36 protein-coding genes are annotated in these 25,903 nt (G+C 61.0%); 15 read left to right on the plus strand and 21 right to left on the minus strand.

All coding sequences use genetic code 11. The annotated features are described in order from the left end of the window. Positions 1 to 7: 7 nt before the first annotated feature. The 9 genes from ACFWHR_RS07510 to ACFWHR_RS07550 all read left to right on the plus strand — a co-directional run bounded on the left by ACFWHR_RS07510 (position 8) and on the right by ACFWHR_RS07550 (position 3,261). On the plus strand, positions 8 to 220 hold the full coding sequence (locus tag ACFWHR_RS07510; protein ID WP_382447643.1) for a hypothetical protein: 213 nt from the start codon (positions 8 to 10) through the stop codon (positions 218 to 220). Continuing rightward, positions 217 to 549, plus strand: coding sequence for a hypothetical protein (locus tag ACFWHR_RS07515; RefSeq protein WP_382447644.1), 333 nt, complete (start codon positions 217 to 219; stop codon positions 547 to 549). The genes ACFWHR_RS07510 and ACFWHR_RS07515 overlap by 4 nt, the downstream gene beginning before the upstream one ends. Then, positions 546 to 803 (plus strand): glutaredoxin domain-containing protein, encoded by a 258-nt coding sequence (locus ACFWHR_RS07520; RefSeq protein WP_382447645.1) that lies wholly within the window; start codon positions 546 to 548, stop codon positions 801 to 803. Before ACFWHR_RS07515 ends, ACFWHR_RS07520 begins: the two co-directional genes overlap by 4 nt. After that, a complete protein-coding gene (locus ACFWHR_RS07525) occupies positions 804 to 1,106 on the plus strand; it encodes a hypothetical protein (RefSeq protein WP_382447646.1) in 303 nt (100 codons plus the stop codon). Next, on the plus strand, positions 1,106 to 1,660 hold the full coding sequence (gene ssb, locus ACFWHR_RS07530) for a single-stranded DNA-binding protein (RefSeq protein ID WP_382447647.1): 555 nt from the start codon (positions 1,106 to 1,108) through the stop codon (positions 1,658 to 1,660). The genes ACFWHR_RS07525 and ssb overlap by 1 nt, the downstream gene beginning before the upstream one ends. Beyond that, positions 1,660 to 1,887 (plus strand): DUF3039 domain-containing protein, encoded by a 228-nt coding sequence (locus ACFWHR_RS07535; RefSeq protein WP_382447648.1) that lies wholly within the window; start codon positions 1,660 to 1,662, stop codon positions 1,885 to 1,887. Before ssb ends, ACFWHR_RS07535 begins: the two co-directional genes overlap by 1 nt. Continuing rightward, positions 1,871 to 2,311 (plus strand): MazG-like family protein, encoded by a 441-nt coding sequence (locus tag ACFWHR_RS07540; RefSeq protein WP_382447649.1) that lies wholly within the window; start codon positions 1,871 to 1,873, stop codon positions 2,309 to 2,311. The genes ACFWHR_RS07535 and ACFWHR_RS07540 overlap by 17 nt, the downstream gene beginning before the upstream one ends. A 90-nt stretch (positions 2,312 to 2,401) precedes the next feature. Continuing rightward, positions 2,402 to 2,800 carry a hypothetical protein gene (locus ACFWHR_RS07545; protein ID WP_382447650.1) on the plus strand — a complete coding sequence of 133 codons (399 nt, stop codon included), beginning with the start codon at positions 2,402 to 2,404 and terminating at the stop codon, positions 2,798 to 2,800. Next, positions 2,797 to 3,261 carry a hypothetical protein gene (locus ACFWHR_RS07550; RefSeq protein ID WP_382447651.1) on the plus strand — a complete coding sequence of 155 codons (465 nt, stop codon included), beginning with the start codon at positions 2,797 to 2,799 and terminating at the stop codon, positions 3,259 to 3,261. The genes ACFWHR_RS07545 and ACFWHR_RS07550 overlap by 4 nt, the downstream gene beginning before the upstream one ends. A 33-nt stretch (positions 3,262 to 3,294) precedes the next feature. Here the strand turns inward: ACFWHR_RS07550 and ACFWHR_RS07555 are convergent, their stop codons facing one another. Further along, entirely contained in the window at positions 3,295 to 3,825 is a 531-nt protein-coding gene (locus ACFWHR_RS07555) for a hypothetical protein (protein WP_382447652.1), read from the minus strand. A gap of 32 nt (positions 3,826 to 3,857) precedes the next feature. Here ACFWHR_RS07555 and ACFWHR_RS07560 point away from each other — a divergent pair, with 32 nt between their 5' ends. The 4 genes from ACFWHR_RS07560 to ACFWHR_RS07575 all read left to right on the plus strand — a co-directional run bounded on the left by ACFWHR_RS07560 (position 3,858) and on the right by ACFWHR_RS07575 (position 6,893). Next, on the plus strand, positions 3,858 to 5,582 hold the full coding sequence (locus ACFWHR_RS07560) for a DNA cytosine methyltransferase (protein WP_382447653.1): 1,725 nt from the start codon (positions 3,858 to 3,860) through the stop codon (positions 5,580 to 5,582). Positions 5,583 to 5,677: 95 nt separating this feature from the next. Continuing rightward, on the plus strand, positions 5,678 to 6,109 hold the full coding sequence (locus ACFWHR_RS07565) for a hypothetical protein (protein WP_382447654.1): 432 nt from the start codon (positions 5,678 to 5,680) through the stop codon (positions 6,107 to 6,109). After that, positions 6,106 to 6,711 carry a hypothetical protein gene (locus ACFWHR_RS07570; protein WP_382447655.1) on the plus strand — a complete coding sequence of 202 codons (606 nt, stop codon included), beginning with the start codon at positions 6,106 to 6,108 and terminating at the stop codon, positions 6,709 to 6,711. The genes ACFWHR_RS07565 and ACFWHR_RS07570 overlap by 4 nt, the downstream gene beginning before the upstream one ends. Then, on the plus strand, positions 6,708 to 6,893 hold the full coding sequence (locus tag ACFWHR_RS07575) for a hypothetical protein (RefSeq protein WP_382447656.1): 186 nt from the start codon (positions 6,708 to 6,710) through the stop codon (positions 6,891 to 6,893). The genes ACFWHR_RS07570 and ACFWHR_RS07575 overlap by 4 nt, the downstream gene beginning before the upstream one ends. A gap of 132 nt (positions 6,894 to 7,025) precedes the next feature. On the opposite strand, the gene ACFWHR_RS07580 is transcribed toward ACFWHR_RS07575, so the two are convergent. Next, complete coding sequence (locus ACFWHR_RS07580) at positions 7,026 to 8,066, minus strand: hypothetical protein (RefSeq protein ID WP_382447657.1); 1,041 nt, start codon at positions 8,064 to 8,066, stop codon at positions 7,026 to 7,028. Between the two features lie 198 nt (positions 8,067 to 8,264). Here ACFWHR_RS07580 and ACFWHR_RS07585 point away from each other — a divergent pair, with 198 nt between their 5' ends. Together ACFWHR_RS07585 and ACFWHR_RS07590 are read left to right on the plus strand one after the other, a co-directional pair. Beyond that, on the plus strand, positions 8,265 to 8,702 hold the full coding sequence (locus tag ACFWHR_RS07585; RefSeq protein ID WP_382447658.1) for a LexA family protein: 438 nt from the start codon (positions 8,265 to 8,267) through the stop codon (positions 8,700 to 8,702). Then, positions 8,686 to 9,969 (plus strand): Y-family DNA polymerase, encoded by a 1,284-nt coding sequence (locus ACFWHR_RS07590; RefSeq protein WP_382447659.1) that lies wholly within the window; start codon positions 8,686 to 8,688, stop codon positions 9,967 to 9,969. The genes ACFWHR_RS07585 and ACFWHR_RS07590 overlap by 17 nt, the downstream gene beginning before the upstream one ends. A gap of 8 nt (positions 9,970 to 9,977) precedes the next feature. On the opposite strand, the gene ACFWHR_RS07595 is transcribed toward ACFWHR_RS07590, so the two are convergent. The 19 genes from ACFWHR_RS07595 to ACFWHR_RS07685 form a co-directional block, all read right to left on the minus strand. After that, positions 9,978 to 10,742 carry a toll/interleukin-1 receptor domain-containing protein gene (locus ACFWHR_RS07595; RefSeq protein WP_382447660.1) on the minus strand — a complete coding sequence of 255 codons (765 nt, stop codon included), beginning with the start codon at positions 10,740 to 10,742 and terminating at the stop codon, positions 9,978 to 9,980. A gap of 44 nt (positions 10,743 to 10,786) precedes the next feature. Beyond that, complete coding sequence (locus tag ACFWHR_RS07600; RefSeq protein WP_382447661.1) at positions 10,787 to 11,842, minus strand: acyltransferase family protein; 1,056 nt, start codon at positions 11,840 to 11,842, stop codon at positions 10,787 to 10,789. A 110-nt stretch (positions 11,843 to 11,952) separates the two neighbouring features. Next, a complete protein-coding gene (locus ACFWHR_RS07605) occupies positions 11,953 to 12,270 on the minus strand; it encodes a hypothetical protein (RefSeq protein WP_382447662.1) in 318 nt (105 codons plus the stop codon). Further along, positions 12,267 to 12,692 carry a hypothetical protein gene (locus tag ACFWHR_RS07610; protein ID WP_382447663.1) on the minus strand — a complete coding sequence of 142 codons (426 nt, stop codon included), beginning with the start codon at positions 12,690 to 12,692 and terminating at the stop codon, positions 12,267 to 12,269. Before ACFWHR_RS07610 ends, ACFWHR_RS07605 begins: the two co-directional genes overlap by 4 nt. Continuing rightward, a complete protein-coding gene (locus ACFWHR_RS07615; protein WP_382447664.1) occupies positions 12,692 to 13,240 on the minus strand; it encodes a hypothetical protein in 549 nt (182 codons plus the stop codon). The genes ACFWHR_RS07610 and ACFWHR_RS07615 overlap by 1 nt, the downstream gene beginning before the upstream one ends. A 3-nt stretch (positions 13,241 to 13,243) precedes the next feature. Continuing rightward, positions 13,244 to 13,888 (minus strand): M23 family metallopeptidase, encoded by a 645-nt coding sequence (locus ACFWHR_RS07620; RefSeq protein ID WP_382447665.1) that lies wholly within the window; start codon positions 13,886 to 13,888, stop codon positions 13,244 to 13,246. A gap of 33 nt (positions 13,889 to 13,921) precedes the next feature. Continuing rightward, complete coding sequence (locus ACFWHR_RS07625) at positions 13,922 to 14,224, minus strand: hypothetical protein (protein ID WP_382447666.1); 303 nt, start codon at positions 14,222 to 14,224, stop codon at positions 13,922 to 13,924. Between the two features lie 10 nt (positions 14,225 to 14,234). Next, on the minus strand, positions 14,235 to 16,046 hold the full coding sequence (locus ACFWHR_RS07630) for a hypothetical protein (protein WP_382447667.1): 1,812 nt from the start codon (positions 16,044 to 16,046) through the stop codon (positions 14,235 to 14,237). Further along, positions 16,039 to 17,517 (minus strand): hypothetical protein, encoded by a 1,479-nt coding sequence (locus tag ACFWHR_RS07635; RefSeq protein ID WP_382447668.1) that lies wholly within the window; start codon positions 17,515 to 17,517, stop codon positions 16,039 to 16,041. The genes ACFWHR_RS07630 and ACFWHR_RS07635 overlap by 8 nt, the downstream gene beginning before the upstream one ends. Before the next feature lie 9 nt (positions 17,518 to 17,526). Beyond that, positions 17,527 to 18,621, minus strand: coding sequence for a hypothetical protein (locus ACFWHR_RS07640; protein ID WP_382447669.1), 1,095 nt, complete (start codon positions 18,619 to 18,621; stop codon positions 17,527 to 17,529). Further along, the gene (locus ACFWHR_RS07645) at positions 18,621 to 19,505 is read right to left on the minus strand and encodes a hypothetical protein (RefSeq protein ID WP_382447670.1); all 885 of its coding nucleotides are present in this window, start codon (positions 19,503 to 19,505) and stop codon (positions 18,621 to 18,623) included. Before ACFWHR_RS07645 ends, ACFWHR_RS07640 begins: the two co-directional genes overlap by 1 nt. A 13-nt stretch (positions 19,506 to 19,518) precedes the next feature. After that, positions 19,519 to 22,707 carry a hypothetical protein gene (locus tag ACFWHR_RS07650; protein WP_382447671.1) on the minus strand — a complete coding sequence of 1,063 codons (3,189 nt, stop codon included), beginning with the start codon at positions 22,705 to 22,707 and terminating at the stop codon, positions 19,519 to 19,521. Between the two features lie 44 nt (positions 22,708 to 22,751). Next, complete coding sequence (locus ACFWHR_RS07655) at positions 22,752 to 23,000, minus strand: hypothetical protein (RefSeq protein ID WP_382447672.1); 249 nt, start codon at positions 22,998 to 23,000, stop codon at positions 22,752 to 22,754. Between the two features lie 152 nt (positions 23,001 to 23,152). Continuing rightward, entirely contained in the window at positions 23,153 to 23,602 is a 450-nt protein-coding gene (locus tag ACFWHR_RS07660) for a hypothetical protein (protein WP_382447673.1), read from the minus strand. 95 nt (positions 23,603 to 23,697) lie between these two features. Next, positions 23,698 to 24,297 (minus strand): hypothetical protein, encoded by a 600-nt coding sequence (locus ACFWHR_RS07665; protein WP_382447674.1) that lies wholly within the window; start codon positions 24,295 to 24,297, stop codon positions 23,698 to 23,700. 66 nt (positions 24,298 to 24,363) lie between these two features. Further along, entirely contained in the window at positions 24,364 to 24,780 is a 417-nt protein-coding gene (locus tag ACFWHR_RS07670; RefSeq protein WP_382447675.1) for a hypothetical protein, read from the minus strand. Next, a complete protein-coding gene (locus ACFWHR_RS07675) occupies positions 24,777 to 25,115 on the minus strand; it encodes a DUF5403 family protein (protein ID WP_382447676.1) in 339 nt (112 codons plus the stop codon). The genes ACFWHR_RS07670 and ACFWHR_RS07675 overlap by 4 nt, the downstream gene beginning before the upstream one ends. After that, the gene (locus ACFWHR_RS07680; protein WP_382447677.1) at positions 25,115 to 25,504 is read right to left on the minus strand and encodes a hypothetical protein; all 390 of its coding nucleotides are present in this window, start codon (positions 25,502 to 25,504) and stop codon (positions 25,115 to 25,117) included. The genes ACFWHR_RS07675 and ACFWHR_RS07680 overlap by 1 nt, the downstream gene beginning before the upstream one ends. Then, a complete protein-coding gene (locus ACFWHR_RS07685) occupies positions 25,504 to 25,899 on the minus strand; it encodes a Gp19/Gp15/Gp42 family protein (RefSeq protein WP_382447678.1) in 396 nt (131 codons plus the stop codon). Before ACFWHR_RS07685 ends, ACFWHR_RS07680 begins: the two co-directional genes overlap by 1 nt. Positions 25,900 to 25,903 lie beyond the last annotated feature (4 nt).

Below are 25,903 nucleotides of genomic sequence, written 5' to 3' on the forward strand. Positions count from 1 at the left end.
GGTTGACATGCGCGGCCAGACTGTTGGCCAAATTCAGGGCAAGATCCTCTTCCAGCTCGGCGAATGTGAGCCCGTCACAATCGGCTACGTTCCCATCCCGCTCAAGGTCACGAAGGTTGGCACCTCTGATGTCGCCGTTCTCGAGATCGGCGCCGATGTCTCCGAGGTCGCCGGCACCATTCGTGCAATTTTCGATTCCCACCAGAAGGAGAAATCATGACCAACCGCCCATCACCCCCATACCCGTCTAAGGACGAGCTGAAGGCCACGAGAGCACCCGCGATCGTGGCCTTCTTGCTTGCCATCGTCGTGATCATCGCGCTGATCGTGATGCTCACCCTGCAGATCACCCACGTCGCAGACTTCGGCGCCGCGACCTTCCTCGCGGTCTTCTTCGGAGGAGCGCTCGCGTTCTTCCTCATTGCCATCTTCGGTAGCCGAAAGCACCCTCGTCAGAGGCAAGTAGAAACCGTGTTCTCGTCCGCGGAACAAGCCTCGATCGATCGGGTCGTAAATCGCGTCAAGCACCAGAGAGGACACAACGTTTGAGGACCGTACGCGTCTACACGAAGCCGCAGTGCGCGCAGTGCACCATGACCAAAACACTGCTCGGAGCTCACGGCATCCCGTTCATCGAAGAGGATGCCACGGAGCCTGGCAACCTCGCAGCGATCAAGGAACTTGGGTTCCTCGCGGCGCCGGTCGTCACCGCCGGAGATTCCCTCGACGACATGTGGGCCGGGTTCCAACCGGATCGAATCAAGGAAATCGCTGAGCGATTCAACAAGTTGGAGGAGAAGTAAATGTCTGAGTTGGTTTTCTACGGCGCCTCGGATGACCTCGTAGAACTTGAAGGCGCGATCCGTAAGGAGTTTGACGCGAGCGGGCCGTGGCGCGGGAAGCTCATCGCTCCTGACGGCGGTGCGCTGTTCTTGAACGCTGAGTTTTCACGGGCGGGCGCCGCACTCGACTGGACCCTATGGGTCGAGAACGCGGAGACATATCCCAGTTGGCTGATCAGATTTGGTGAGAGGCCCGACCGCGAAGGCGACCCCGCAATCATCATCGATGTTCCAGAGGGAACGACCATTGAGGAGGCAAACTGATGGCTGGTGAACCGCTCATCACAGTAGTCGGCAACCTTGTCGCCGATCCCGAACCCCGTGTCAGCCAAGCTGGCAAGTCGTGGGTGACGTTCCGTATCGCGAGCACTCCGCGAATCCGCGACCGCCAGTCCGGGGATTGGTCGGATGGCGAACCATTGTGGCTCGGTTGCCGCGCCTACGGCGAGTACGCCGACAACATCGCCGCATCGCTCATGAAGGGCTCCCGCGTCATGGTGCAGGGCCGCCTCACCCAACGCAGCTACACCGACAACCAGGGGCAGCAGCGCACTTCACTCGACCTCGAGGTCGAGGAGATCGGGCCCTCGTTGCGGTTCGCCACGGCTCAAGTGGCACGCAACAGCGACCGAGGCCAGGCAGGAGGGTTCGGTGCCCCATCGCAAGGTGGGTTCGGCGGACAGAGCGCCGGCGGGATGAACGAATGGGCGCAGACCCCGCCGGAGGGTGCTGGTGGCGGCGCGCAAGGTGGGAGCCAGATGGACTCCTACTACGGCAGCGGCAGCCAAGGTGGTTTTGATGACGAGCAGCCGTTCTGATGAGCGCCGACGTACTCGAGAAGCCTGACACCAGGGTCAAGACGACCGACGGCGGCGACCACGAGCGCATGTCGCACTACTTCCGCAAAGCCGACATTGAAGCCGCATACTTCGACGGCGCCGAGGTGACCGCGCTGTGCGGCAAGAAGGACGTGCCGACGCGCGACTTCACCCAGTATTCGATCTGCAAGACATGCCAGGAGGCACTGAATGCAATCCCAGAGTGACTACGTCACAACCACCGAAGCGAACGACGCTGTGAGGCAGGTCCGCCGCTACCACCAGGAGCAAGTGCGTGAGTTCCGAGTCGCGTGCGGCGACGTCGTCTCCGACGTACCGAAGCTCCCCAACCAGGCGGTTCTCCGCCTCGGGCACAAGCTCATCAAGGAGGAAGTGAAGGAACTCATCGACGCGGTGATCGATGCCGACGCCCCCGAAGTGCTCGACGCGCTCGGAGACATCCTCTACCTCACCTACGGGCTCGCCGCGGCCGCCGGATACGACGTCGACGAAGCCTTCGACCGCATCCACGCAACGAACATGGCCAAGGTCGGCGCCGACGGCAAAGTCCAACGCCGTGAGGACGGCAAGATCCTCAAGCCGGACGGCTGGACGCCCCCGGATCTGACGGATCTCGTCGCCGAGAAATAACCCACCAAGCCTCGCCGCGCGCGGGGCTTTCGCGTTCGAGGGGCCCGGCATGAGTCGGGCCCCTCGTCATTTCGCAAGGAGGTGCCCGACTTGGGGCCAGATAACGAATCTCACAACTTCCCCACAGGCAGCATCTTCATCGCCCCATCGGGGACAGAACTGCCGACCGACAAAGACCTCGAAGTCGCGGGTTTCACGCCGCTCGGTTTTCAATCTGACATGAAGTGGGTCAATGAGGCCCACGAGAAGTTCGAATCCGTCACAGACGCGGCCATCAAAGTGGGCGAAGCGATGAAGACGTGGTCGGTCACCCTTTCCGGGTTGCAGTTCGACGCGTTGCTTCTCTCTGCGGTCTTCGGACGCAAGCCGGTCCGTAAGCGCGATCGGAAGCGCTGGGTCGCACTTAAGAAGCTGCAGTCGAAAACAGCACGAGGTCTCTGGCGCACTGAACAGCGACATGCAATCGGAATCAAGGAGGGCTCACGATGAGCACCTATGCATCGAAGACTGACGTCACGAGTGACCGCTCCCGGGGCGAGATCGAGAAGACCCTCAGCCGGTACGGCGCGACGCACTTCGCCTACATGACGGAGCCTGGTGCCGCACGCATCGCGTTCCAAGCGAACGACCGCCAGGTGCGGTTCACGATCCCGCTCCCGGACCCCGCCGCGCGCGAGTTCACACACCACTCACGGGGCGAGCGCACCGCGTCGGCGCGCGATGCCGCCTATGAGCAAGCGTCCCGGCAGAAGTGGCGCGCGCTCGCGCTCGTCGTGAAAGCGAAGCTTGAGGCGATCGAATCCGGTATCGCGACGTTTGAGCAGGAGTTCTACGCGCACACCATCCTTCCGTCGGGCCGCACTGTGTTCGAGGAGACTGGTGAGCAAGTCGCGACCATGATCGAGACAGGGATGCCATCTCGGCTGATGATCAATGCCAGCCCGCGGTAGGCGATTCGGGGCCGCAAAGTACTGTCACGCCCGTCACTTTCCCACTGCTTCACTAGCTTGCGGACCCGCGTTCCAGTCGCTGATCCAGACACGCAATGAATTTGCGATCTTGTCTATCTCGGAAAGTCGGTCTGCGGATTGCCGAGCAAGGTTCGAAATGCGCCCGAGCTCTTCATTGAAACGGGCCCGCACGGGAGTCATATCCTCACCGGTATAGAGCGCGATCTCCCTGTAAGCAATGACCTTGAGACGCCTGAATTCTTGCTTCGCTGGAAGCTCTGAAGCACTACCGGTGCCCGGCGCCGTCTCCGCCCAGACGACGAAAGCTTCGAGGAAATCGAGCATCGCTGCAGCGACTGACCGTCGCTCATCCTGCGCCACCTTGAGCTTCTCTCGAAGTATCCGATCTTCATCGCGCTTTGCTGCCGCGTTGGCGATCCGATTGGCGTTCATTCCGCTCAAGAGCGCAATGACGGCGGCAACGGCGGAAGCGACCGCCGCTGCCGCCGCCACCTCTTCTATTGACCAGTTAACCGCGTTCGTGGCCAGGGCAACAAGGTTCATGCCTCGAACTCTACCGACCATTGGAGGTCGCTTTGGCGATCCAATTTCTCGACTTCTTCGCCGGCTTCGGTGGCGCGAGCTCGGGCCTCGTCGAGGCCGGGTTCGAGCTCGTGTCGGCATACAACCACTGGGACACCGCGATAGCTGTGCATTCGGCGAACCACCGTGACGCCGACCACGTGCAGGGCGACCTCTCGGGCTACGACATGCGCCGCCTGCCGAACGCTCCGATGCTCTGGGCCTCACCCGAGTGCACCTGGCACTCGCCCGCCGGCGGCCGCAAGCGCATCCGCGCCACCGAGGCAACCCTCTTCGGTGACGACCCGCTGCCGGCCGACGCCGGTGTGCGCTCGCGGGCGACAATGTATGACCCGATCCGTGCTGCGGAAGCGCGCGGGTTCGACGTAATCGTGATCGAGAACGTCGTCGAGGTCGCGTCGTGGCCGCTGTTCGAACCATGGCTGAAGATGTGGGAGGCGCTCGGCTACCGATGGAAGATCGTGAACGTCAATGCCGCCCATGTATACGGCGCGACGAACCCCGCCGCGGGCCAGTGGCGCGACCGCATCTACATCGCTCTTGTGCGCGACAGCGTCCCGATGCCTCGCCTCGAGCCCTCACCGCCCGCTCACTGCCCCCAGTGCGATCGCGTCGTCTCGACACGGCAGCATTGGAAAAAGCCCGGCGCTGAGGGCGCACCCCGTGTCGGGAAGTACAGCACCCAGTACGTCTACGTCTGCGATGCTGGCGCGCACGCGCTGCAGGTCGTCGAACCATTCGTGCTCCCGGCCGCTGCAGTGATCGACTGGACCGACCTCGGCATCCGTATCGGCGATCGCGCGTCGCTCGGGATGCGGAAGCTCGCCGCGGCCACCATGCGCCGCATAGAGGTCGGGCTGCGCATGTTCGCGCGCCCCGCAGTCGTCGCCGGCGCCGGACAGACGTGGGATGCCGCGAACGCGCGCCACCCGCGCGCTGGCGAGAACGACGCCTATTACCGTGCATGGGACTCGCTCGCCCCACTGAACGCGCGCCAGGCGGGCGGTAGCGGAGACGGCATTGCGGTGCCGCCTCACATGATCGCGGTGAACCACGACGGCGACGCCCGCGCGCGCGAGTTCGGGGCGAGCCCGCTCCCGACGCGCTCCACGAAGATCGGTGACGGCCTCGTCTTCCCTCCGATCGTGACGCAGCAGTACGGCGTAACGGCAGGCGATGAACGTCGGAACCTCTCGCCAGAACGGTCACCGATCGGCACGGTCGTCGCCGGCGGAGCACATCACGGCCTCGTCGTGCCGCCGTTCTTCGCCGAACTCTACGGCACGAGCACTGTGCGGAGCATCGAGTCCGAGGCGCTCTCGACGGTGACGGCGGGAGGTGGCCACCACGGGCTCACCGTGCCGCCCGGCGCATTCATCTCGAAGCACCACGGCGGCCTCGACTACGCCCGCATCGAGCACATGAACAAGAGCACCGACGAGCCGCTGCCGGCGATGGTGACGTCGCCGAACGTGTCGCTCGTCGTGCCGGAACGGAAACGACCGACGGCGCGCTACGAGGGCGATCTGCCGTTCGACCTCGACGACGTGCGGTTCCGCATGCTCGGCCCCACCGAGCACCTGCGCGCGCAACGGTTCGCTGACGGCTATGACACGTCGGCGGCGAACAAGTCGGAGACCACGAAGGGCGCAGGCAACGCGGTCGCGGTGAACGTCGCGCACTGGATCGGCAACGAGATACAGGCGGTGCTCGCATGACCACCTACCCGCCGCTGACCGCGACTGATTTCGATGCTCTTGCCCGGTTCGGGGCGACCCGGGAAGACCTCACACCCCCAAAGGAGAACACCACCATGACGAACCAGAAGACACCCGTGCAGGGTGGCGCGACCGCGTACGTGGGAGGTTTCAGCAGGGAGCAGGTGTCGGCTGCGGCTGTGGCGTACAACTCGTTCCCGCGGAACTACCTCGATCTATCTGATCTTGAGAAGCACGAGGTCAGGATCAAGCAAGCACTTGAAGCCGCCGCATCTATCGCCCGACCGACACCCGTGCAGGGTGGCGCGACCGAGGAACAGATCGAAGCCGCGACATGGGCGCTCATCGACTCGGATACCGACGTCGCGGATCATGGCGTGAGTGACGAGCACTACCGCGAGCGTCGCGCTGAGGTCGAGCGCATCGCCCCGATCCTCGCTCTCTCAGCGCCGACGTCCGCCGATCCAGCGGACGAGCGCCACGATGCCGAGGAGCGTCAGGGCTCCGGTGTGGAAGGTGCTCGATGACCTTCTATCACCCTGGCGAGACGCCAGAAGAACTTATCGAGGAGGCGCGCGAGGCTGTCGCTCGGATCAACCCAGATCACTACAACGCTTGCTTCCAGTACAAGGGTGGCGTCATGTGGCGCGGAGCGGAGAAGATTCTTGCGGACGTGGTGGACGCGCTTGAAGCCGCTCTCGCGCGTCGGGCCGAGGGCGAGGATCATGCGGCAACGGTAACAGGCCGAGTAGGTGAGCACGCGCGCGACCATATGGGCATCTGCAGGAACTGTGGTGCTGGGTTGAGCGCGATGGACATCCTTGACGGAGAGCTCCCGTGCGCGGCAACGGTAACAGGCGACCGAGAGAAGCTGATCGCCGAGGCGCAAGCCGTGGGGAAATACCTGGCTGACCCGGAGTACTACGAGTACCGGCTAATCGCTCGTCTCGCCGATGCGCTCGCCGCCCCGTTCGAGGTAGACGAAGCGAAGCTCGCCAACGCAATCGCCGACGAACTCGGGACCGACTCTTGGATCTCCAGGGCGTTGTCGAACGGGAGGGTCAATGCCACAGCGCGTCGCCTAGTCGAGTTCGCCGTGAAGCCGGTTCTGCGAGGTGAGGGGCGATGAGCGACATCCAAACGCACTGGTGCGGCGCTCCCGGCCCGTACGGGGCGCACTGCACCGAGGACGTGGGACACCGGCATTCCTGCTACGACGCGGGCGACGACGTGTCATTCAACGAGCGCACGATGCGCGATGACGAGATCCCACACGGGGAATGCGACGAGGAGGGCTGCGATGCTGACTGAGCAGTCGCGCACAACCTGGCTCGAGCTCACATTCGACGAGGTACCCACCCTGCTCTTACGCATGGTAGGTGAGGGCTGAAGAGTGAGGGCCACCCGAAGTGCAAGCGGACCGAGACTCTGATCAGGCTAGGTTTACTCGACTTGGGTGTCCTCATTTCCATGCTTCTGGGCTGTCCAGTGCGCTCTGCGTCGAGCATATTCCTCCTGCTTTTGAAGGTAGCTCTCGCTAACGAACTCAGGGTCGTATGTCTCCACAGGGTGAATTGCGTTGCGGGTGAGCGCGAGGTTGAAATCGGAAGCGGCAAGTCGAACGGCGGAGTCGACGACAAACATGTAGCTGGCCCTGTAATGGTCATCCGTTGGGTTCTTGAATCGCACTTGAACGTGCGGTCCCGTGCCGTACCCCATTAATCTTATGTGGGTAGGGGCGACCGCATCAAAGTACGCATATCTGCTCAAATCGATGCCCATAGCGGAGAGCATGACCTTCTGATCGAGAGAGGCCACCCAGTCGCGCACCTGTTTGAGGGGTTTCTCCCACCCCCACTCGTCGATTCCAACGCGCGTCGGACTGCTCGGGCTGACATCGAAGATCGTGCGCCAGCCGTCAATGCTCTTCCTGGCGGCATAGTCGTCGACCGCGAGCTGAAACGCCGATCTGAGGTAGCTCAGCGCATCGATAATGCGGTTCTCGTGTGCAAGTGACTCCGCTTTCTCGATATAGGTTCGAACCCCTTCGTGTCTCACGAAGACCAGTAGCGAGACGTCATCGAGCGCAATTCTGAACCCTGATGTGACAAGCTGGTGGACGAGAGTCACAGCCACATCGTTATGACGCCGGAGTGTCTCGTCGCGGACCTGGTTCCCATGGTGCTTGAAACCGACACGCGCGTTGTTAAGGGCGATAGCAGCGGTACGTAGACCGACCAGCTCGGCAGGCGACCCCAGTCTGGTCGCCACGGCATCGAATAGCTTGTCGAAGTCGCTCCTGGCCTTCACATCCGCACCAATATGCTCTGCTACGGCACCGAGGGATGACTCGATCGCATCCTGCATAGAGTTAATCGAAAGGGTGTTGATGGGAGGTGGCTGTTTGAGCATCTCGCCCGCACTTCGGAGTTGGTAGCGGATGAGGCTCAGCCGCTCGATCTCCGCCTCGGTGATCCCGGTCATGCCGTGGCCGTCCTTCCTTGAACCTTGCCAAGCTCGTTTTCAACTGGCTCGAGAAGCACGGCAGTGGTGCAAGTGTCGTCATTCATGAGCTCAGGATAGGGGTCGACAGTGCGTGGCGACAGGCTTTAATTCGCAAATGTCGGACCTCGGGCGTAGCATCTCCATTCGAACAAATGTTCGATGAATGGGGGTTGGGGGATGCACGTAACCGAGGTTCGCTTCCTGCTCCCTGACGCGCCCTCCGCGCTCATCCCGTTAGCGAGCGTGGAGGCTGCGTGCGGCTTCCCGTCGCCGGCGCAGGATTACCAGACTAACGAGATCGATCTCAACGAGCACCTCATGCCGAACAGGGTCGCCACCTTCCTGATCCGCGCCCGCGGCCACAGCATGACCCGCGCCGGCATCTTCGACGGCGACGAACTCATCGTCGACCGATCGATCCGCCCCAAGGATGGCCACGTCGTGGTCGCAGTAGTTGACGGAGACATGACGGTGAAGCGACTCCGGGTCGGCGCCGACGGCGTCGTCCTCTCAGCAGAGAACCGGCACCACCCTGACATCGTCGTCGCTGAACTCTCCGAACTGCACATATGGGGCGTCGTCACGAGGAGCCTGCACCGTGTCCTCCGCGCCTGAACGCATGATCGCGCTCGTCGACTGCGAGTCGTTCTACGCGAGCTGCGAGCGCGTGTTCAATCCTTCGCTTTACGGTCGTCCAGTTGTAGTGCTCTCGAACAATGACGGCTGCGTAGTAGCAATGTCACGTGAAGCGAAAGCGCTGCAAGTCGAGATGGGCGCGCCGTGGTTCAAGATCAAAGACTGGGCGGCGGCCGCCGGTGTGGTTGCGCGCTCGAGCAACTACGAGCTCTACGGATCAATGTCGGCACGAGTGATGGAAATCATCGGCCGCTACTCCGCATGGCAGGAGGTGTACTCGATCGACGAATCGTTCATCGGTCTGGATGGCACCGTCGATGAACTCACCGCGATCGGGCACGAGATCCGCGACGAAGTACTTCGCTGCACCGGCGTTCCCGTCCGCGTCGGAATCGGCCGGTCAAAGACGCAAGCCAAGCTAGCCTCTCGGGGTGCCAAGGCGGATCTCTCGCTCGGTGGCGTCTGTCATCTCGGCGCCTATCCGGCTGACCATCTCGAACGCATTATGGTCGGCACCGCAACGACTGACCTTTGGGGTATCGCTGGCCGCACTGGGAAGCGACTCGCGGCCATGAGTATTTTCACCGCGAAGGACCTCCGTGACGCGGAGCCAAAGTGGATCCGTAAGAAGTTCTCCGTCGTGATCGAGCGAACTCTCTACGAACTTCGCGGCATTCCATGCATGCCCCTCGAAGAGCAACCGCCGAACAAGGAACAGCTCATCTTTTCCCGATCCTTCTCGCGGCCAGTATCAACGGCGGAGGAAATGCAGCAGGTGCTCTCGATCTATGCGCAACGCGCAAGCAGTCGGCTGCGCGAGCACGATCTCGTCACCGGTGTCGTCTCAGCGTGGGCGTCGACCAGCAGGTTCCGCGAGGGGGACTTCCACAGCGCTCACACCGCCGTCGGCATGCCGACCGAAACAGACGACCCCATCGGCATCGCCAAAGCCGCGTTCACGCTCCTCCCGAAAGTGCGACCAAGCTCACAGTACGTCCGCGCCGGAATCGTCCTTACTGGCCTCCGCAAGAAAGCGACCGTCACGCCACTCGCATTGTTCGAGCCCGAATACGAAGGGCGCCGCATCGGAGAAACGCTCGACGAGATTACCGCGAAGCTCGGTGCCAGGGCGATCGGCGTCGGCCGCGGTGGCCTCAAAGGTGCGCCGGCGTGGACGATGAAGCGGGAGATGCTGTCGCGTCGTGCCACGACGCATTGGGAAGAGCTCTGTGAGGCCATTGCCTAATACTCGTTTTATGAAGGCTCTTCACCCAAGATTTCCGTACGCCGCGCGCGTGCGATAGCAGCTTCCCATCGGGGGGCGATGCTCGATGAAGCATTTCTATTTGGATGGCCCTCCTGGCGATTCCTTTTCTCGACCTTCGCGCGGAGGCTGCCAACTGGAGCGTCGCTGAAACCGAGTTCCTCGAGAGCGTTACGGACAATCAGTGGGTCAAGGGCGCTTCTAGCCTGGTCCCGCACTATTCCAAGAATCTCTTCCAGCATCGACTCAGTAGAACGTGTGGTGGCGGGTTCCTGAGACCCCACGTTCTTCTCGACCACCTTCTTGAGAACATCCCACTGAGACTCAAACAGAAGCTTCGCGCTCTCTGCCTTTACGGCCGACAGCTCGGCAAGTTCGTCAACAAACTTGAGCATGTCGTCCTTATCGGTCAACAGGGTGCTTTGGAACTGATTGAGAGGGCCCACGACATCCGCGCGAGTTACGTCGACGAGCAACGGAGCGACCTTGCCATCGCCAAGTGACTTCCCAAGGGCACCCGCTTCGAAATGTATCCACTCGGATTTCAGGTTCTCGCGCGTGAGGATGACAATGCCATAGTCCCGAGAGTCGAGCTCGCTCGCGATCACATCAAGACCGCGATCGCCTCGCCGAATATCCTGACTCGAAACGAAGCAGTTGACCGTCCCTGCAAGGACAGTGGGCAGCCAGGTGTGCAGCGCTTTAGCGATCGCATGCGAGGCTTCCCCGGACCAGCTAATGAAGATGTTCGTCACAGGACTGATCCTATACAGGTCGCTGTTGGCCTGAGCGCTGAGGACTAAGCCGTGATTTGATTCTTTTCCCGCGACGGAAGCTTGCGCGCTAGCCGATTGATGGGCATCTCGAACCAACGATAGCTGGCATATGCGACAACGAGAGTTAGAACGATCGTCGCTAGGGCTGTTGAACGATTCCCGAGCAGTTCCGACTTGTTGAGCACGTTGTACACGATCGGATGCAGCAGGTAGACGGAATAGCTAGCATGCCCGAGCGTCACCAGCGGTACATGGACCGGTCGCGGCAACGAAGGTTGAATCTTGTAGATCGCAGCACATATCAGCACACACAAGACAGTGAAGACGAGTCGGTTCCAGCCCGTAACGAGGTCGATGCGCTCGGCGCTCGTTGGCCACAGAATAAAGAGCGCAATCCCTCCCCACAGGGATCCGTGGACGACGACCTTGGAGAGTCGCACAGAGTGTAGGAGATGCCCGATTAGGAATCCGCAGTAGAAGAGGAAAGCCTGGTTGAGGGGGTTGATGTACGTACTCCACTCGTCGGTCATCGACTCGGAGGGGTCGATGCCGATGAACGCGAAGTAGAGGTACAGGCCGCCAAGTACCGCCCCCACAACCCAAAGTCCAGCACGTGACCTTGCGGCGAGAACGATGATCGGGAAGAGCGCGTAGAAAACGAGCTCATTCCCGATCGACCACACGCCTGCGGAGAAGTACGTGTCCCACGACACGAACCCGAACAGACCAGTGAGATTGAGGAAGAGATCGAACGGGTCGGGCGCGGTGCGGGACAGGACAATGGCGATGATCGTGACGAGCCAGAGCAACGGGAAGATGCGGAAAACGCGGCGTACGAAGAACTGACGCACTGACCGCATGTCGGTCATCTGACTGAAGTAGACGTGCTGCAACGTGAGCCCACTCAGAACGTAGAAGATCGAGACACCGTAGGTCCCGATCCGCCCAGAGAAAGTGTCTGCCGGCTGGTCCCCAAACGTCCAAGACGCCACGTGGTAGAGCATGATTCCGAGGGCAGCGAGCCCGCGTAGATAGTCCAGAGAGTCCAACCGAACAGCGGGCTTCATGGTTGACTGCACAGATCAATACTAGAGCTCGCCTCGCGAAGGCTCAGCTAGTCAACGAACGACGAAAACGCCCCCTCCCGGCCCGGAGGCTAGGAGGGGGCGTGTGCTCGTGCGAGCGCGGCTTAGGCGGCGTGGTTGCCAACCTTCTGTAGCGCGTCGGCGGTGCCGGTGGGTTTGTACAGGCCGTAGTGCATGCCGACTGCGGTGAGGAACGCGGCCAGGGCCGTAAGTAGGCCGATGCCGATGTTGTAGGTCACGCCCTGCGTGAGTGCCGAGCCGAGCTCGGTGAGTAGGCCGGTCGCGGCGGCGAGCACCGCGAGCAGCACGGCGCGTGTGCCGGGTTTCGTGATCTTCGTGGTGACGAGCCCCACGAGTAGCGGGAGAACGGTTGCGACGAGCACGCCGATCAGTAGTGTTGCGGGGATGTCGAATGCAATCATGGGGTCTCCTTGGGGATGCGGATGGTGTCTTCGAGGTCTTCGTCTGTGGCGAGGTGACCGATGCCGAGTCGGTGGAGGATGGGCAGTGGCAGCATGGGCATGTCGCCGAGGCGGCCGCGGTTGTCCCACATCCAGCTCTGAACGGCGTACGACCGGAACGCGGTATTCATGTCGTGTGACTCGGCCTTCACCTCGGCGAGTTCTTTCTTGAACGGGGCGACTTGCTTCTCGACTTCGGCAGCGATGAATGCCTGCATTTTTTCTGACAGGCCAACGACGTCATCCCATCGTTCACCGATCGCAGTGTTCTGGTTTGACGCTTCGGTTGAACGGGCAGTGCGACGGTCTCGGAAGAACGCGATCACGAGCGCGATGATGCCGCCGGGTCCGATGATGAGTCCGAGCACTGCGAGTGTGTCCACTAGGTCGCCTTTCGTTTCCGATACTCGTCACCAAGCCACAGGATGCGGGAGACAGGCAGCAGGCACACCGCGATAGTCAACCCGCCGACGAACCCGCGCGCAGGTTCGGTCACACTGCTGCCGAGCAGCATGACGCCGTAAACGAGAAGGATCGTCGTTAGGGTGATCTTTGCTGCTGCCTCGAGCCGCCACAGCCTGGGGAAGGCGACCCCGATCAGACAAAGCGACGCGGCCCCGAGTAGGGACCATGCCGCGGAGCCTGAGACGGCGTCGTTGTAGACGATCACGAACGTTGGCATGCCTCCTCGTATCGCGAGGAGTGCGGCCCCAATCAATACGAGATCGTAAAAGGGCAACAGTGTCCGCTTCACGTCCGCGGCGACCTTGCCCTCGCCCTCTGGAATCGCGTCCGGGTGCCAGATCGACGCCCGCCACAGCCGCAGCACCCACCCATTGGGCTGCTCGAGTCCCGCGCCGATACACAACACGATGCTGAGGATCACGAGTGAGAACGCCGCCGCGATGAGCACGTAGGCGATGGGGGACACGGGCTACTTCTTCCGAGCGTCCTTGATCAGCTCGTCGAGGGTCTTGGCCGTGAGCCAAACTTCCGGCGTGCCGATCTTCGTGAGGTTCTCGCGCTCGTCCTTGTTGGCGAGCACGACGAATCCGCCGGTCGGTCCTGCGTAGATGCCGTTCGGGGCGTTGTACTTCTCGGCTCGGTAGATGATTCCGCGCATGTCTTCTTCTCCTTCGGAGGTCGGTGCATTGGGTGATGTGGTGGCGAGGTAGGTGTCGGGGTTGACGTAGCGGCCGCCGACGAGCACCTCAAAATGGAGGTGCGGGCCGGTGGCGGCCCCCGTCGACCCGACCTGGCCGATGTCGGTGATGCCCGCAGTGACGCGTTCTCCGACGCGCAGCGGGGACTCTGCGAGCATGTGCGCGTACCGGGTTTCGGTACCGTCGTCGCCGCGGATCGCGACCATGTTGCCGCCGGCGCCCGCACCAGTGGATGCGAACGTGTCCCACCACTTGCGGATGACGACGCCCGACTGTGCTGCCTTGATCGGGGTGCCTGCGGGCGCGGCGATGTCGCGGCCGGTGTGGTCGCCCGCCGAGACGACGCCCGCGATCGCGCCGCGCATCCCGAAGGCGTCGGTGAGCTTGCCCCCGGCAACAGGATTGATGAGTGCCATAGGTTCCCCTTTCGCGGGAATGAAAAAGCCCCGCTACTCGGCGGGGCTCGGGGAGGGTTCGGGAGGGGCGGGCGGTGATTCCTTAGTGCGAAGCGCCTGCACAGCGGCGAGGATCATTCCGTCCGTGATGACCGTTTCATCAGCGCCCGGGTCCGGGTTATCGGTCGTGAGTGCATATTCGTACGCGTCATCCCATCCGGGCTGCGCCGATAGATTCCAGGCTTGCTGCTGCGCCCAAAATGAGGGATCAGGGATGCCCTCGTTCAGAGCGCATGCGTGTACCCGAAGCGTGAGCGAATGGTCAGAAGCGAGCTTCGCTTGAGTCCAGTAGGACATGTTTCTCCGATCAGATATCCCAAGAGCCAGAGCCGTAGAAGCGTGTCCCGGCACTCGATTGGAGGTTGCGTAGGCGGAACCCGCCAACGTTGTTCATCGTTCCCGATGCTTCGACTTGCCCACTCATCGCGACATCCAACACCGTTGATATCGCGGGCCGGTACCCTTCGGGGATCAGGATTCGCTGCTCGTCGGCATACGCGCCGGCTGCGACAGATGCCAGGTAGGTGATGTCGAATCGGCAATACACCTTTCTGGCTTGCATCTTCCACTCGAACACGGACGCTGTGGTCGTGTTCGGCACAGTGACCGCCGCCCATTCCGTGTCGCCTAGGAAAGTGACAGGCCCGTTCAGCTCGATGCTGGGCGAGGTGAGCCGGATCTTTCCGCCGGTGGGTTGAGTGGCGTTGATATCGATTTGCCGTGTGTTCGATCCGGCAGTGAAGGAGGTAATGCTGGTGCCTCGCGAGATCGTCACACCGCCACCGAGCGAGATCGAATGGTCATCAATCGTGACTTCCCCGTACCGTCCTGACAGCGTGAGGCGCCCAAAGGAGTCGACATCAGTGTTGGATGTCGGCCCTGGCGTGAGGGCAAACCGGCTTGTTGTACCGTCCGGTCCCGCAAAGCCGAACAATCCGGGGTTGCCGAACGCGTTCCGGTCGATGCGTACCTCACGAAAATCGGTGGCGCCGCCCTCTGATGTGATCCAATCGATCCACATCGATGCGGGGGCTGGATTCTCGGTGAAGAGTCGAACGACTTGGAACTGTGACGTCCCGGTGGGCACAGAGGTCGAGGCGTACTCGATCGTTGTCCAGGTGTTCGCTTCCACGGGGATCGGGGCCGACTGCTCGATGAGGGGGCTGCCACCCGCCATGAGTGACAGCCCCACGTACACGTTTGTGGCAGTGGGGACCCGGATACGCGCCTTTACCTTCACTGACTTCACGTCAGAGGCAATGGCTCCCCAAGCTCGCCGGGCAGCGATACCGTTCGCAGGATTCGTGGCAGTCCCGCGGTCGATCCTGATCGAGCTGGTGCCGGTCTCCTTGACCGCCGTGTCAAGCGTGATCGTGGAGAACGCCATGTTGTTGACGTACCAGTTTGTGAGCGACGACCCGTTGTCATCGACAACGAAGGTCGGGTTCGTGAGACCCGAGAGTTTCAGAACAGAGCCGCTGATGAGCGCGCCCAGGATCGTCTTGCCGTAGATCGCATCGAAAGCGAGCTTCGTGCCGCTGATACCGCCGTCCTCAAGAAGTAGGTTCCCCACTGTTCCGGGGACCAGGATGGAGCTTGCGACGAGCTGGTACGGCTTCCACTCGGTGCCGTTCCACATGAACACTTCAGCGAACTTCGTGACGCCGTCAATGAGCTCGGTTCGGTACCAGAGATCACCATTCACGAACGGAATCTCGGGCAGTGCGACCGGGTTCAGTGCCTGCGCGAAGATCCGGTTCCGCCCATCCGCTGTGTACTGCGCTTTCAATGCATCCTGCGCTGCCTTATCAGATGCCTCGTGCGCCTCCTGCACTGCAAGGACGTTCTCCGTCGCCATGACTGTCGCTTTGAATGCAGCATCCGCGGCGTCTTGCGCCATGTCGGCCTCGTAGATGCCGCTGCTATTGTCGAGAAGGTCAAGGTCGTCCGCGTGCTCATCCACGATGAACGCGACCTCTTGGGCTTCGATCAGCGTTTCGCCGAGTTCAACATCGTTGACGATTGTTCGTGAGACCTGCCGGGTCTGGGCGAGCCCGGCGACGCTTCGCTTGAGCTTTGCGACTTCGCGCGCGAGGAGCGCGATTTCCCGATCAACCATCGAGGGGCTCCAATCTGATGATCGCTTTGTTCGTGCCAACGCGTTTCCAAGACCGAATGCGGTGCTTCACCACTACGCGTCCGAAATGTGGGACGTTGCGAAGGCGAACGGTGATGATGTCGCCGAGAGACCAGGCCCCGATCTGCACGTTGTCGGTGCCGCGGACAGTGATCTCGGGAATCAAGACAGGAGCTCGCAGGCGGCGTAGTTCGTTGCGGCCGACGGCGCGCAGAGTAGCGCGCTTTGTAATAGAGGGGTCGGAGAAGACTTCATTGCGTCGTAAGCGCGGATCTTCCACGGCGATCGATTCACGAAGAGTTTTCGTGTCGTCGCCTGATCCCTCGCCGGCGCCCAGCACAATCACTTCTGAGGCGTAGTCCACGGGTACCTCGACTTGCGGCATTTCGCTAATGTTTTGACCGAGCTCAAAGACCAAGTCCTCACGTGAATGACTGAGCGCCGGGTAGTGAAGGTGCAGTCTAAGAATTGGGGCGCCATCGGAATATTCGGTTTCCGTCGTGAAATCGAATGGCCCGGCAGCGGCAAGGTCCTGAAGAACTTTCCAGCAATCCGGGGTGTCTTCGGCGAGGACCTTCCACGCCCCGCCGTCCTCCTGGGCTTGTTTCTTGGCTGCGTCGTAGTCGGACTTCGCAGCGTCAAATGCCTCTTTGAGCGGAGTCTCTTGAAACGAGAGATCCTCGATGCGTGCTTTCATGACGCCGACAAGACTCTCTTTTTGGTCACGCTGCACCTTGATCTGTTCGTCCTTCGCGGTGACGAGCGCTTTTCGTGCGTTGACGATACTGCTGCCGAGTTTCTTGGCGACCGCGTCCGCCCAACTGTCGGAAAGCACCCGTCTCTCGCGATTGAGAAGTGTGATCTTGCGGTCGTAGGGTCGCGAAATCTTTTTGACCTTGTTTTCGAGCTCTTTGCGAGGCTTCGAGTATGCTTCCCAGGCCGACTTTCTCGACTCCATTTGAGTCTTCCGGTCCGCTGCGATGTTGTCGGACTGCGTACCCACGCGGGTAGGCGTTGACCCAACAACTTCGACACCCTTCAAGCCGTGTGGGAATGAGCCCACATGTTTGAACAGTGAGGTGACAAGACCGGCCGGATCCGAGTTGATCCCCCATAGTGTCGATGTAAAAGTCAGGCCATCGAGGTATCCAAGCCATTCACGGATCTTGATACGAAGCTTCGAGCCTTCCCCCCACACATCTTCGACAATCCCGGTCCAGTCCCGACCACCAGGGAGCTCCATGTGAATCCATGTTCCCCACTTCCAAAGGACCGGGTAACCGTCTTCCGCGAGTTCCTCGAACCGCTCCGGCGAGATTGTCGCATCGACCACTTCGTAACCAGAGAGCGTGTATTCAGCGCCGTCAATCTCGAGTGGAAGGTCGAAGTGGAGCCAGTCGTTTGTGCCGATTCGCTGTGCGGAATATCGAATTTTGGGCGCGCCTGAATTCACGTGTGCCTCCTAGAGGATGTTGTCGTCAACCGCGCGTTCTGCGAACGTGATCCGCATGCCGAGGCCACCGTCCCATTTCATCCACACAGAGTCGCGGGGCAAACCGACAGCACCGATGCCCGCCTTGAAGACAAATGTCACAGTCTTCCCTCGAAGCTTTGCGGGGATCGCGACCTCGTCCATCAACGACCAATCCGCCGTTTTCTCATCATTGGTCAGAGGAGCGTTGAACCCAAACGCTTGGGTGGAGAACTCGAGCTGGAATTTTCCCGGCCACGTATGGTCTCGGTACTCGTCGCCGAATTCAATCCAGAATCTCCCGTAAGGGTTTCTGCCGGCTGCGTAGTAGATGCCCATCCAACGCGCATCGATGATCATTCGCGTGGCCCACAGTGGAATGTCCACTTGGAACTGATTTGGAGCGCCACTGCCACCTGGGAAGTACTCTCCGCCATCCGAGAGCTTGCCGTTGAGGAATCGCTGTGCGGTGTCGTCTGCTGCGATACGAGGACGAGCAAATACCACCTCAGAGCGTCGGGGCCGCGCCACTTCGCGAAGATCTGTGATCATTGAAGATGTGATCGCACTCGTGGCGGCTGGAATGTCGATGCGAGCAAGTGTTATCGCTGTGTCGTTCTCGTACCCAGCGACGTCTTGCAGCCGGCGAGTACCCGCGGGGACGGATGGAATTCGCTCGATGTAGACGTACTTCGCGTTGGCCCGCGCCTTATCTGCTGCCGCGGGGTCGCTGATATTCGCGCCCGGATCCTCCCATGGGGAACCCTGAACGTAAGGATCCCGAACTCGCATCACAACGAGATCCCTGCGCACTCCGGAGCCAGCATTCTGCGGAATCGTGACGATCTCTTGGGAAGTTACGGAGCCCATGTATGTTTCGTTGATCGCGCTCGAATAACGCGAATAGATGTAACCAGAACCGATTGTGACGCGAACCGCGCCAATCGCTACCGGTTGCTGCAGCACACGTAGGTCGTTCACTGCGCAGATGCCCTCGGCGCCGCCAAGTTTCGCGTTGGTGTCTCTACGCACCATTTCCGCCGTGTGCTCGGCGCCACCACCGACAAACCAGTGAGATGTTGCCATCAGATACTCTCCTTCGTGTCTCGCCAACGCACAGACACCGAAGCGGTGCCTTCAATCGACGCGCCCCGCAGGGCAAGTACGTTTTGTCCGGGAAGAAGCGCGCAGTCGTCGAGCAGCGATGATCGCGGGTCGAGAAGCTGCACCGCTTTCCCGTTGAGGTAGGTGCCTCGCCGCCCGGGTCTTGTATCGATCCGGGCGGTCTGGTTGTACGCGAGTGAGCGGTTTAAATAGAGGCGCCACCGATTGGGGACCTCGATCTGCGCATTTGATTGAATCGGACCTGTGAGGTCGTAGATGCCCCAAGCTTCGGCGTCACCCCCTACTGAGATCGGCGCCGCCCGCGACGATTCGACCGAGGTTCTCAACGGCGCTTTCAGCGGAGACTTGATGCCCCCGACCTGTGCTGGGACCAGGCCAAGTGTGGCCGATTGCCAGGGAGCGTCGCCCTGTTCGTTCAGCACGTAAGTCAGAAGATCGGAGCGCACAAACGTTGCTGTGCCTTTGAGGTAACCCAACCCGAATGTGGACCAATCCCACTCTGCGCGCCGCGGACGACCTTCAAAAAGTCCAAGAAATGGAATCGTGAGCTCGCCGAGCGCACCGGCTGTTGCCCGCAGCGCTTTCGCATCCCAGGCGTGAAGGAAAGCGTCAGCTGCCTCCTTGAGTTTCGCTCGCTGCATAGTGAGGTTCCGTGTTGTTTGGAACGTGAGCAGCAACTCGAGCTTGATGTCTCCGGGATCCGCGAAGTCCTGCCCAAACGCGACCCCGTCGGATCGAGGGTTGGACGTATCGTCAACTCGATAGGTCCTTCCCTCGATCTCGACGGAGATGACCGCGACGTGGTCAAACGAATAGCTGGTTCCGTAGTACTTCAGTGACCACATTTGCGATCCTCCGTTACTTTCTGAGTTCTCGCTGCAGTAGTGAGCTGAACTCGCGGAACTGCTCCCGTTGCTCGGGTTGAATGAAATTCGCCGTCACGTTGGTCGCAACTGACGTCGTGCCGCTTGAGAGGGGAGTGACTGTGCTCCCAAGGCGAGCCGCATGTGCGCGATCGAGTGCGAACTGTCCGGCGACGTCGAAATTCATTCCGGACACATCTCCCGAGAGTGAGGAGAATTCTCCCCGGATCCCTGTGATGGAACGAACTACCTTCGCCTTCGAACTATTGAGAGAGGACGCGATTGAGTCACCGAATGTTTGGCCAATTGCCTGACCCGAATACGACACCCAGCCGCGTCCAGAAAATGGTCCCCACTTTGCGGGGCTATTCGGGAAAAGGCCGCGAAGATGAGCGACGGCTGTTGCCACTTTGGCGGCGACGGAGCCAATCGCCGACTGGACACCTGCACCGAAACCTTCAAGGAGTGCTACGCCTGAGTTGAAAAGCCAATTGCCTGCACCTGAAAAGAAGGAGGCAATCGTGCCAGGCAATCCGGCAAACCAGACAACAACTGCGACCCACGCCGATGTCGCACCCGCCTGTAGCCCGTTGAGGATCTCGCTACCTCTCGATACAAGCCAAGTTCCAGCATTGGTGAAGAACGCGATCACTTGGTTTGGAATGCTCGAGAGCCAGAGAACGGTTGACACCCAAGCGCTCGTCGCTCCGAGTTGAAGGCCACCAATGATCTCTGCACCCTGGTTGACGAGCCAGATACCGGTGTCGATGAAGATCGACGTAATCTGCTCCGGGAGTGACGTGACCCACAAGATGGCCGTTGCGATACCCACCGAAAGGCCAACAAAGAGGTCGTCCATTGCGGCCAAGGCGTCCGAAAAATACTCGCTCAGTGAATTGGTGAGATCGTTTAGAGAGAAGCCGAAATCGTTCAGGGCACCCCAGACGGGGTTTATAAGGCCAAGCAACTCTTGAATCGAGTCGGTGCTCTCAGTGATCCAGTCAGTAGAGAACATTTCATCGTTCGGTTTGTCGCCGTACAAGCTGAATATGTCCGTCAGTTTCGTGAGCGAATCAGCGAGCGCATCAATCCCCTCAGACGCCTCACCTACCATTCCGCTGGCGAGTGGTCCGAGCAGTTCCACGAGTGTTCCGAGCGCGGGCAGGCCACTTCCGGAAAGCTCGACGAGCGCTGGTACCAGTTCCTCGCCGATACTGCTCGCAAGGTCTTCCAGTACAGGACCGGCGTCAGATTCGAGGAAATCGTTGAACGCATCAGCGAGGCGTTTTACAACATCGTGGTCCTTGAAGCTTGCGAGGAGGTCGCTCATGATTCCAGATGCGGTCTCGAGGGCGGTCTGTAGTACGGGCCCTACGGCATCCGCGAGATCACCCGCGAAGATCGCAAGATCGCTGAAGGCGTCAGCCATCGGTCCGAGTGCTGGTTCGAGCGAGTCGAGTCCGCTCTTGACTCCATCGATGAACCCGGTGAGTCCATCTGCGACTGCAGGTCGTGAAAGTGCTTCGGCGACGTCACCGAGAAAATCCCCGAGAGCCTGACCTGCGGTGCCCATGAAGTACTCGATGGCGTCTCGCTGCGAATACAGCATGTCGCCGACGCGCTTGAGTCCTTCCCCGAAGCCGTCCATCGCGACTCCGGCGCCGCGGAACATCGCGACAAGAGTGTCTTGCCACTTCGCGCCGTTGATGGCCTTCTCCCAATCGAGAAGCGTGTCGGCAAAGCCACGAAGGCCACCTGAGCCTCCGGCCTCGGCAGCTTTCCAAAGACCCTGCAAAATGCCAGTCGTTGCAGCGGCTACGTCCCACAGTGCGTAGAACGCGTCGATCGACCCTTCGATCCATTCGTCTAGCCGACCGTCGGTCGCGACGTCAGAGAGCCACGTATCGAACGTGTTCGCGAGACGTACGAACCACGACGCGAGTCGAGGCATGTAGCGTGACGCCACCAAGCCAAGATTCGTGATGGCACCGGCAAACGCATCGGTGCCGGTAGCGAGAACGTCCCACGACGCGGTGAGACCGTCGAACATTGCCTCGAGCCGTCCGTTGTCGAATTCCTGCTGGAATGACTTGGCGAGGTTCGCGGTGAAGCGGCCGATCGCAGCTGAGGTCTTCTCGAACGAACGCTCGAGCTGCGGCATGATCGAGTTCGAGAACTCGATGATCGGCTGACGCGCTTCCGCCCAGAAGTTCGAGGAGATGATGTCGCCGAGATTCCGGTAGGAGTCGCCCAGTTCAGCGAGCTCGTCCTTCGCGTCCTTGAGTGCCACGACAAGGGCGACACCCGAAAGCACTGCGCCGGCCAGCAAGCCTGGAAGGAGCAGCAGAGACGGGAGCGTTGCAGCAAGGCCGTCACCGATTCCAACTATCCCTGACAGAGCGCCCATGAGACCGGAGAAGGCCGTCGTGACACCGGTGACCCCGAAAGTCAGCGTTGGCAGCTTCTTATCGATCTCGCTCATCCAGTCCGAGAACCGCTTTAAGTAGTCGTATGACAGGCGCGCGCCGGAGAGGGCAGAGAGCGCCGTCATCGCCTTCGTGAGAGCAGCCTTCGAAACCCGAGGGACGATCTCGACAACGCGAGGGCGAGTCAGCCACGCGAGCCGAGACGACGCCCACGCGGTGAACGGATTGATGCCGAGGTGGACCGTTCGGTCCTTCGCCATGTCATCGAGTTCTTCACCGATCTGGTGGATGCGATGACGAATCACCGCACGCTGCTCTTCCGACAAGACTGAGATGTGCAGGTCTTTTTCCAGTTTCTTCAATTCACTGGTGAGCTCGTAGACCTTCGCCCGGACCCCGTCGTCATCAATGAACGGAGTGATCTTCGCCTCGATGCCGGCGATGGCCTTGTCGACCTGCTTCGCGACGCGGCCGAGCATGGCGTTGTCGAGCTCGGGCAAGAGTTCGATCCGCTTGTCTCGGGTGAGCTTCTCGATCGACCTGGAAGCGTTGACCGCATCGACCTTCGTGTCTACGTTCACTTCGAGATCTCGAACCGAGGCGAGTTGAGCCTGGATCGATCGCTTGATCTTCTGCGTATGGACTTTGGCCTTGGATATCTCGACGGTCAGTGGAGGCATCGACTTTTCGATGCGCTGCAACTGCTGCTTGAGTTCGCGCGGGAAGTGCTTCGTGTTCGGGAGAACCCGAACGTGCATCGTTCCGGCTCGTTTTCCCAGGGAGGGAGCGGCCATTGTTCCTCCTACGAGTTGATGACCTGCATAAAGGCAGGTACGTTGAAGTCCGCGAGAGTCGGCGCGAAGAGTTCGCCAGCCTCATCGGCGTGCTTCGGCGCGTGGCCGGGACGCGGGTATCGGTCGGACTCCGTGAACTTGTCGCCAAGAGCGAACTGGTGAATGAGGTCGTGCTGTGAAGCCGCGAGCTCGGAATTGGAGTCCCACCCGATCCATCGGGGGTCGCCGCCGAGCGAGATCATTCGGCAGCGAGACATCGGGTTGAGTACAAGGTGCCCTGCGAGGACGATTACGTGCTGCGCGCTGACTCGACCTGCCCACACATCGGCGAGCTTGAGTCCGTGGTGGAATTGGTCGAGATCAGCACTTAGCGACCCGGGATACTCCGGGTGGTGGTCGTATTCGTCAATCAGCTCGCAGAGCTGTTCGATTCCCCCGCTGCGTCCGCGTAGCGCATGAGGAGAGCGATGAACGGTGCGTAGTCGTCGGCGTTCTTGTTTGACCACTCGATGTAGCCGGGCACGTCGATCGCGATGGACTCTGCGAAGTCGTCGACGGCTTCCTGCACGCGCATCATGTGCTTCATGTACTCGACAGCGGTTGCCTCGGGAAGGTCGGAAATCTTCGTCCCGTCTTTCACGTCGCCAACGATCTTGGCGAGGTTACGGCCGTGATCCATGCGGATCGTTTTGATCTTGTTTCGCGCAGCAAGTCGCAGTTCGTGCGGCGAGCGAAGCTTCGGCAGGTCTGCGAGGAGATCGTTGGTCTCTGCCTCGGCCTCGAGGAGCTCTTCTGCTGTAGGGGTTGTGACGTCTTCGGCGACGTTCTCTGCCTGAGGTGTGGTCTTCTTGGCGGCCATGTGCGGACCTTTCGTCGTGGGTGTGTGCGGACCGGAGGATGAGAAAACCCCCGGCGCGGGTCCGCAAAGCGCGCCGGGGGTCGTGAGAGGGCCAGTTACGGTGTGGTGGGCGCAACCAGGCCGGTTTTGAAGAGCTCCATGATTCCGGGGCGGCCATCGACAGCCGGGATCACGTCGTTGTCTGCCGCATTGATCGACGCGGTGAGCGGGAGCTCGAGGTACTGCTCTCGGTTGACCGTGGGCGGCTCACCGAGGGTGACCTCGGAGTTCGGGATCCAGAAGCCGAGCTTTCCGGTGTTGTCCTGCATCAGGACGTAGAGCTGCGTTTCGATCGCGGCCGTCTGGCCCGGAACGATGTAGCCGCCCGTCACCGGGTCGAAGTCGCCGTTAAAGGCCATATCGAGTACATCGCTGTCGAACTGCAGCGCGGGGATCGACATCCCCCATGCGACCGACGAGTAGATCGTCTTCGTCGAGTCCGCGAGCCAGGTGCCGATCGACGATGCTTCGCCGCCCTCGCGGCTGAAACCGAGGGTGTTCTCGCGGCTGGTGTGGCCAAGGTTCGTCCAGCCTTCCGGCGGGGTGCCGGTGAGAGTGAACGCGGTGAGAGGGTTGGTTGGGAATGCGACGGCCTTGGGTGCGTGGAAGATCGTGCCGTTGCCGGGAACGATCATCGCTGTGGCGTTGACGCCCATGATTTCTCCTTCAGAAATGCGAAAAGCCCGCCTGGTGGGGCGGGCTTGAGGTGGGTATGGAAGCGTTCAGCTCAGGTCTTGTACCGTGATGCGGAACGTGGCGACGGCTTGTGAGAGGTGCTTGCCGGGCAGTCGAATCTCGTTGATTTTGTCGAACACTCCGGCGTCTTCGACCGTGTTGATCGCTGCGACGCCAAGGATCACGCCTTCTCCGGGAATGTTCCATGACTGAATCGCTGCGTAGATCTCGGCCGAGTGCGAGAAGATCTCGCGCGGCGCCGCAAGCAGGTTCAGCACCAAAGTCACGTTCCAGAGCCCGAAGTCGTACTGCCCCTGGTTGATCGCCGTCCAAGAGACGAATGGGACCTCGTCGTAACTGTCGGCGTGCTGATCTTGGATGGCCGTGACCGTGTCGGGCGCGGCCGCCGTCATCAGCGAGTCGAAGAAGGTGTCAAGATCTGGAAGTACGGGTCTCAGGGTCATCCTGACGTCCTCCCTATCGCACGCTCGAAGACGTGCTTTCCGGGGACTCGGGTGGCTTCGCCTGTGTCCTTGTCCGTGTACTTGCGGCCGTAGTTGATCGCCATTGCGCCGGGATCCGTCGTGTAGACGACGCGGTCGCTGACCTGCTGGCCAGGGCCTGATTCGCCGGGCACGGTGGCGGTTTCGAAGCTGTTCATGAACGCGCTCGTGAGATTGTGTCTCGCTGCCTCGGCTACGAGATTCGTCTGCAGCTTCGCGGCCGCGCGGTCCATCGCTGGATCGCCGCCCGCGATGATGGCTGCGGTGAGTCGGACGTGTGATTCAACGCTCGCCATTACTCACCCTCCTGCTCTTCGTTGATGTCGGGGACGTGTGGGGGAGGCCCGTCTCCGAGCCACTTGATCGTCGTCACCCAGTGAGCGGTGCGGCGGGAACCGTCCATGTGCTGAGGATCTCCGACTGTCTCGAAGATGCCGCCATTGAAATAGACGAGGCCGTTCGCGTCTGCGGGCCAGGTGCGGGTGAACACTCGCCTCATGGACAAGAGGCTGAGGCCGTGAGTGAAGATCTCCTCTGCGGTCGCCCATTCCCTGACGGATTGCACGCTGCAGCGTTCGATCTTTACCGGCGGGCCGTCGTCGACGTAATCAACGGCGCCCTGGTATCGCTCGATCTTCCGTGGCTGCAGGATGACGGTGTGGGGCCCTCTGCCTCGAATCGACATCAGGCCCCCCGGTGGTCTCCGATGGCAAACGTGCCGATGACTGGCGACGGTTCTCCAAGTAGGTCGAGCATGTTCTCGGCCGTGAACATGAGGTAGCCGGACGCGACTACGGCACGCAGTCCATAGGAGTAGTTGCCCTGTTGTTCGGTCGTGTACCCCTCGGGGTTACGAATGATGCGGAGCACCGCCTCGGCGACGGTATCCCTGAACAGGTCTTCCTCGAGCTGGCCTGCCGCCAGTCTCGATTCGATCCGCTTTCCGAACCGGGTCTTGAGCTTCCCCACTGTGTGGCGAATCTTCGACTTGACGTATGACTCGCGGCCGAGTTCGTCGGGCTCCCCCTCGAAGGCGTCGCAGACCCACTCGTACGTGACGTCGGGGAGTGTGACAGCCATGAGT

This window comes from Leucobacter sp. NPDC058333 (assembly GCF_042726155.1).
Lineage (GTDB): Bacteria > Actinomycetota > Actinomycetes > Actinomycetales > Microbacteriaceae > Leucobacter.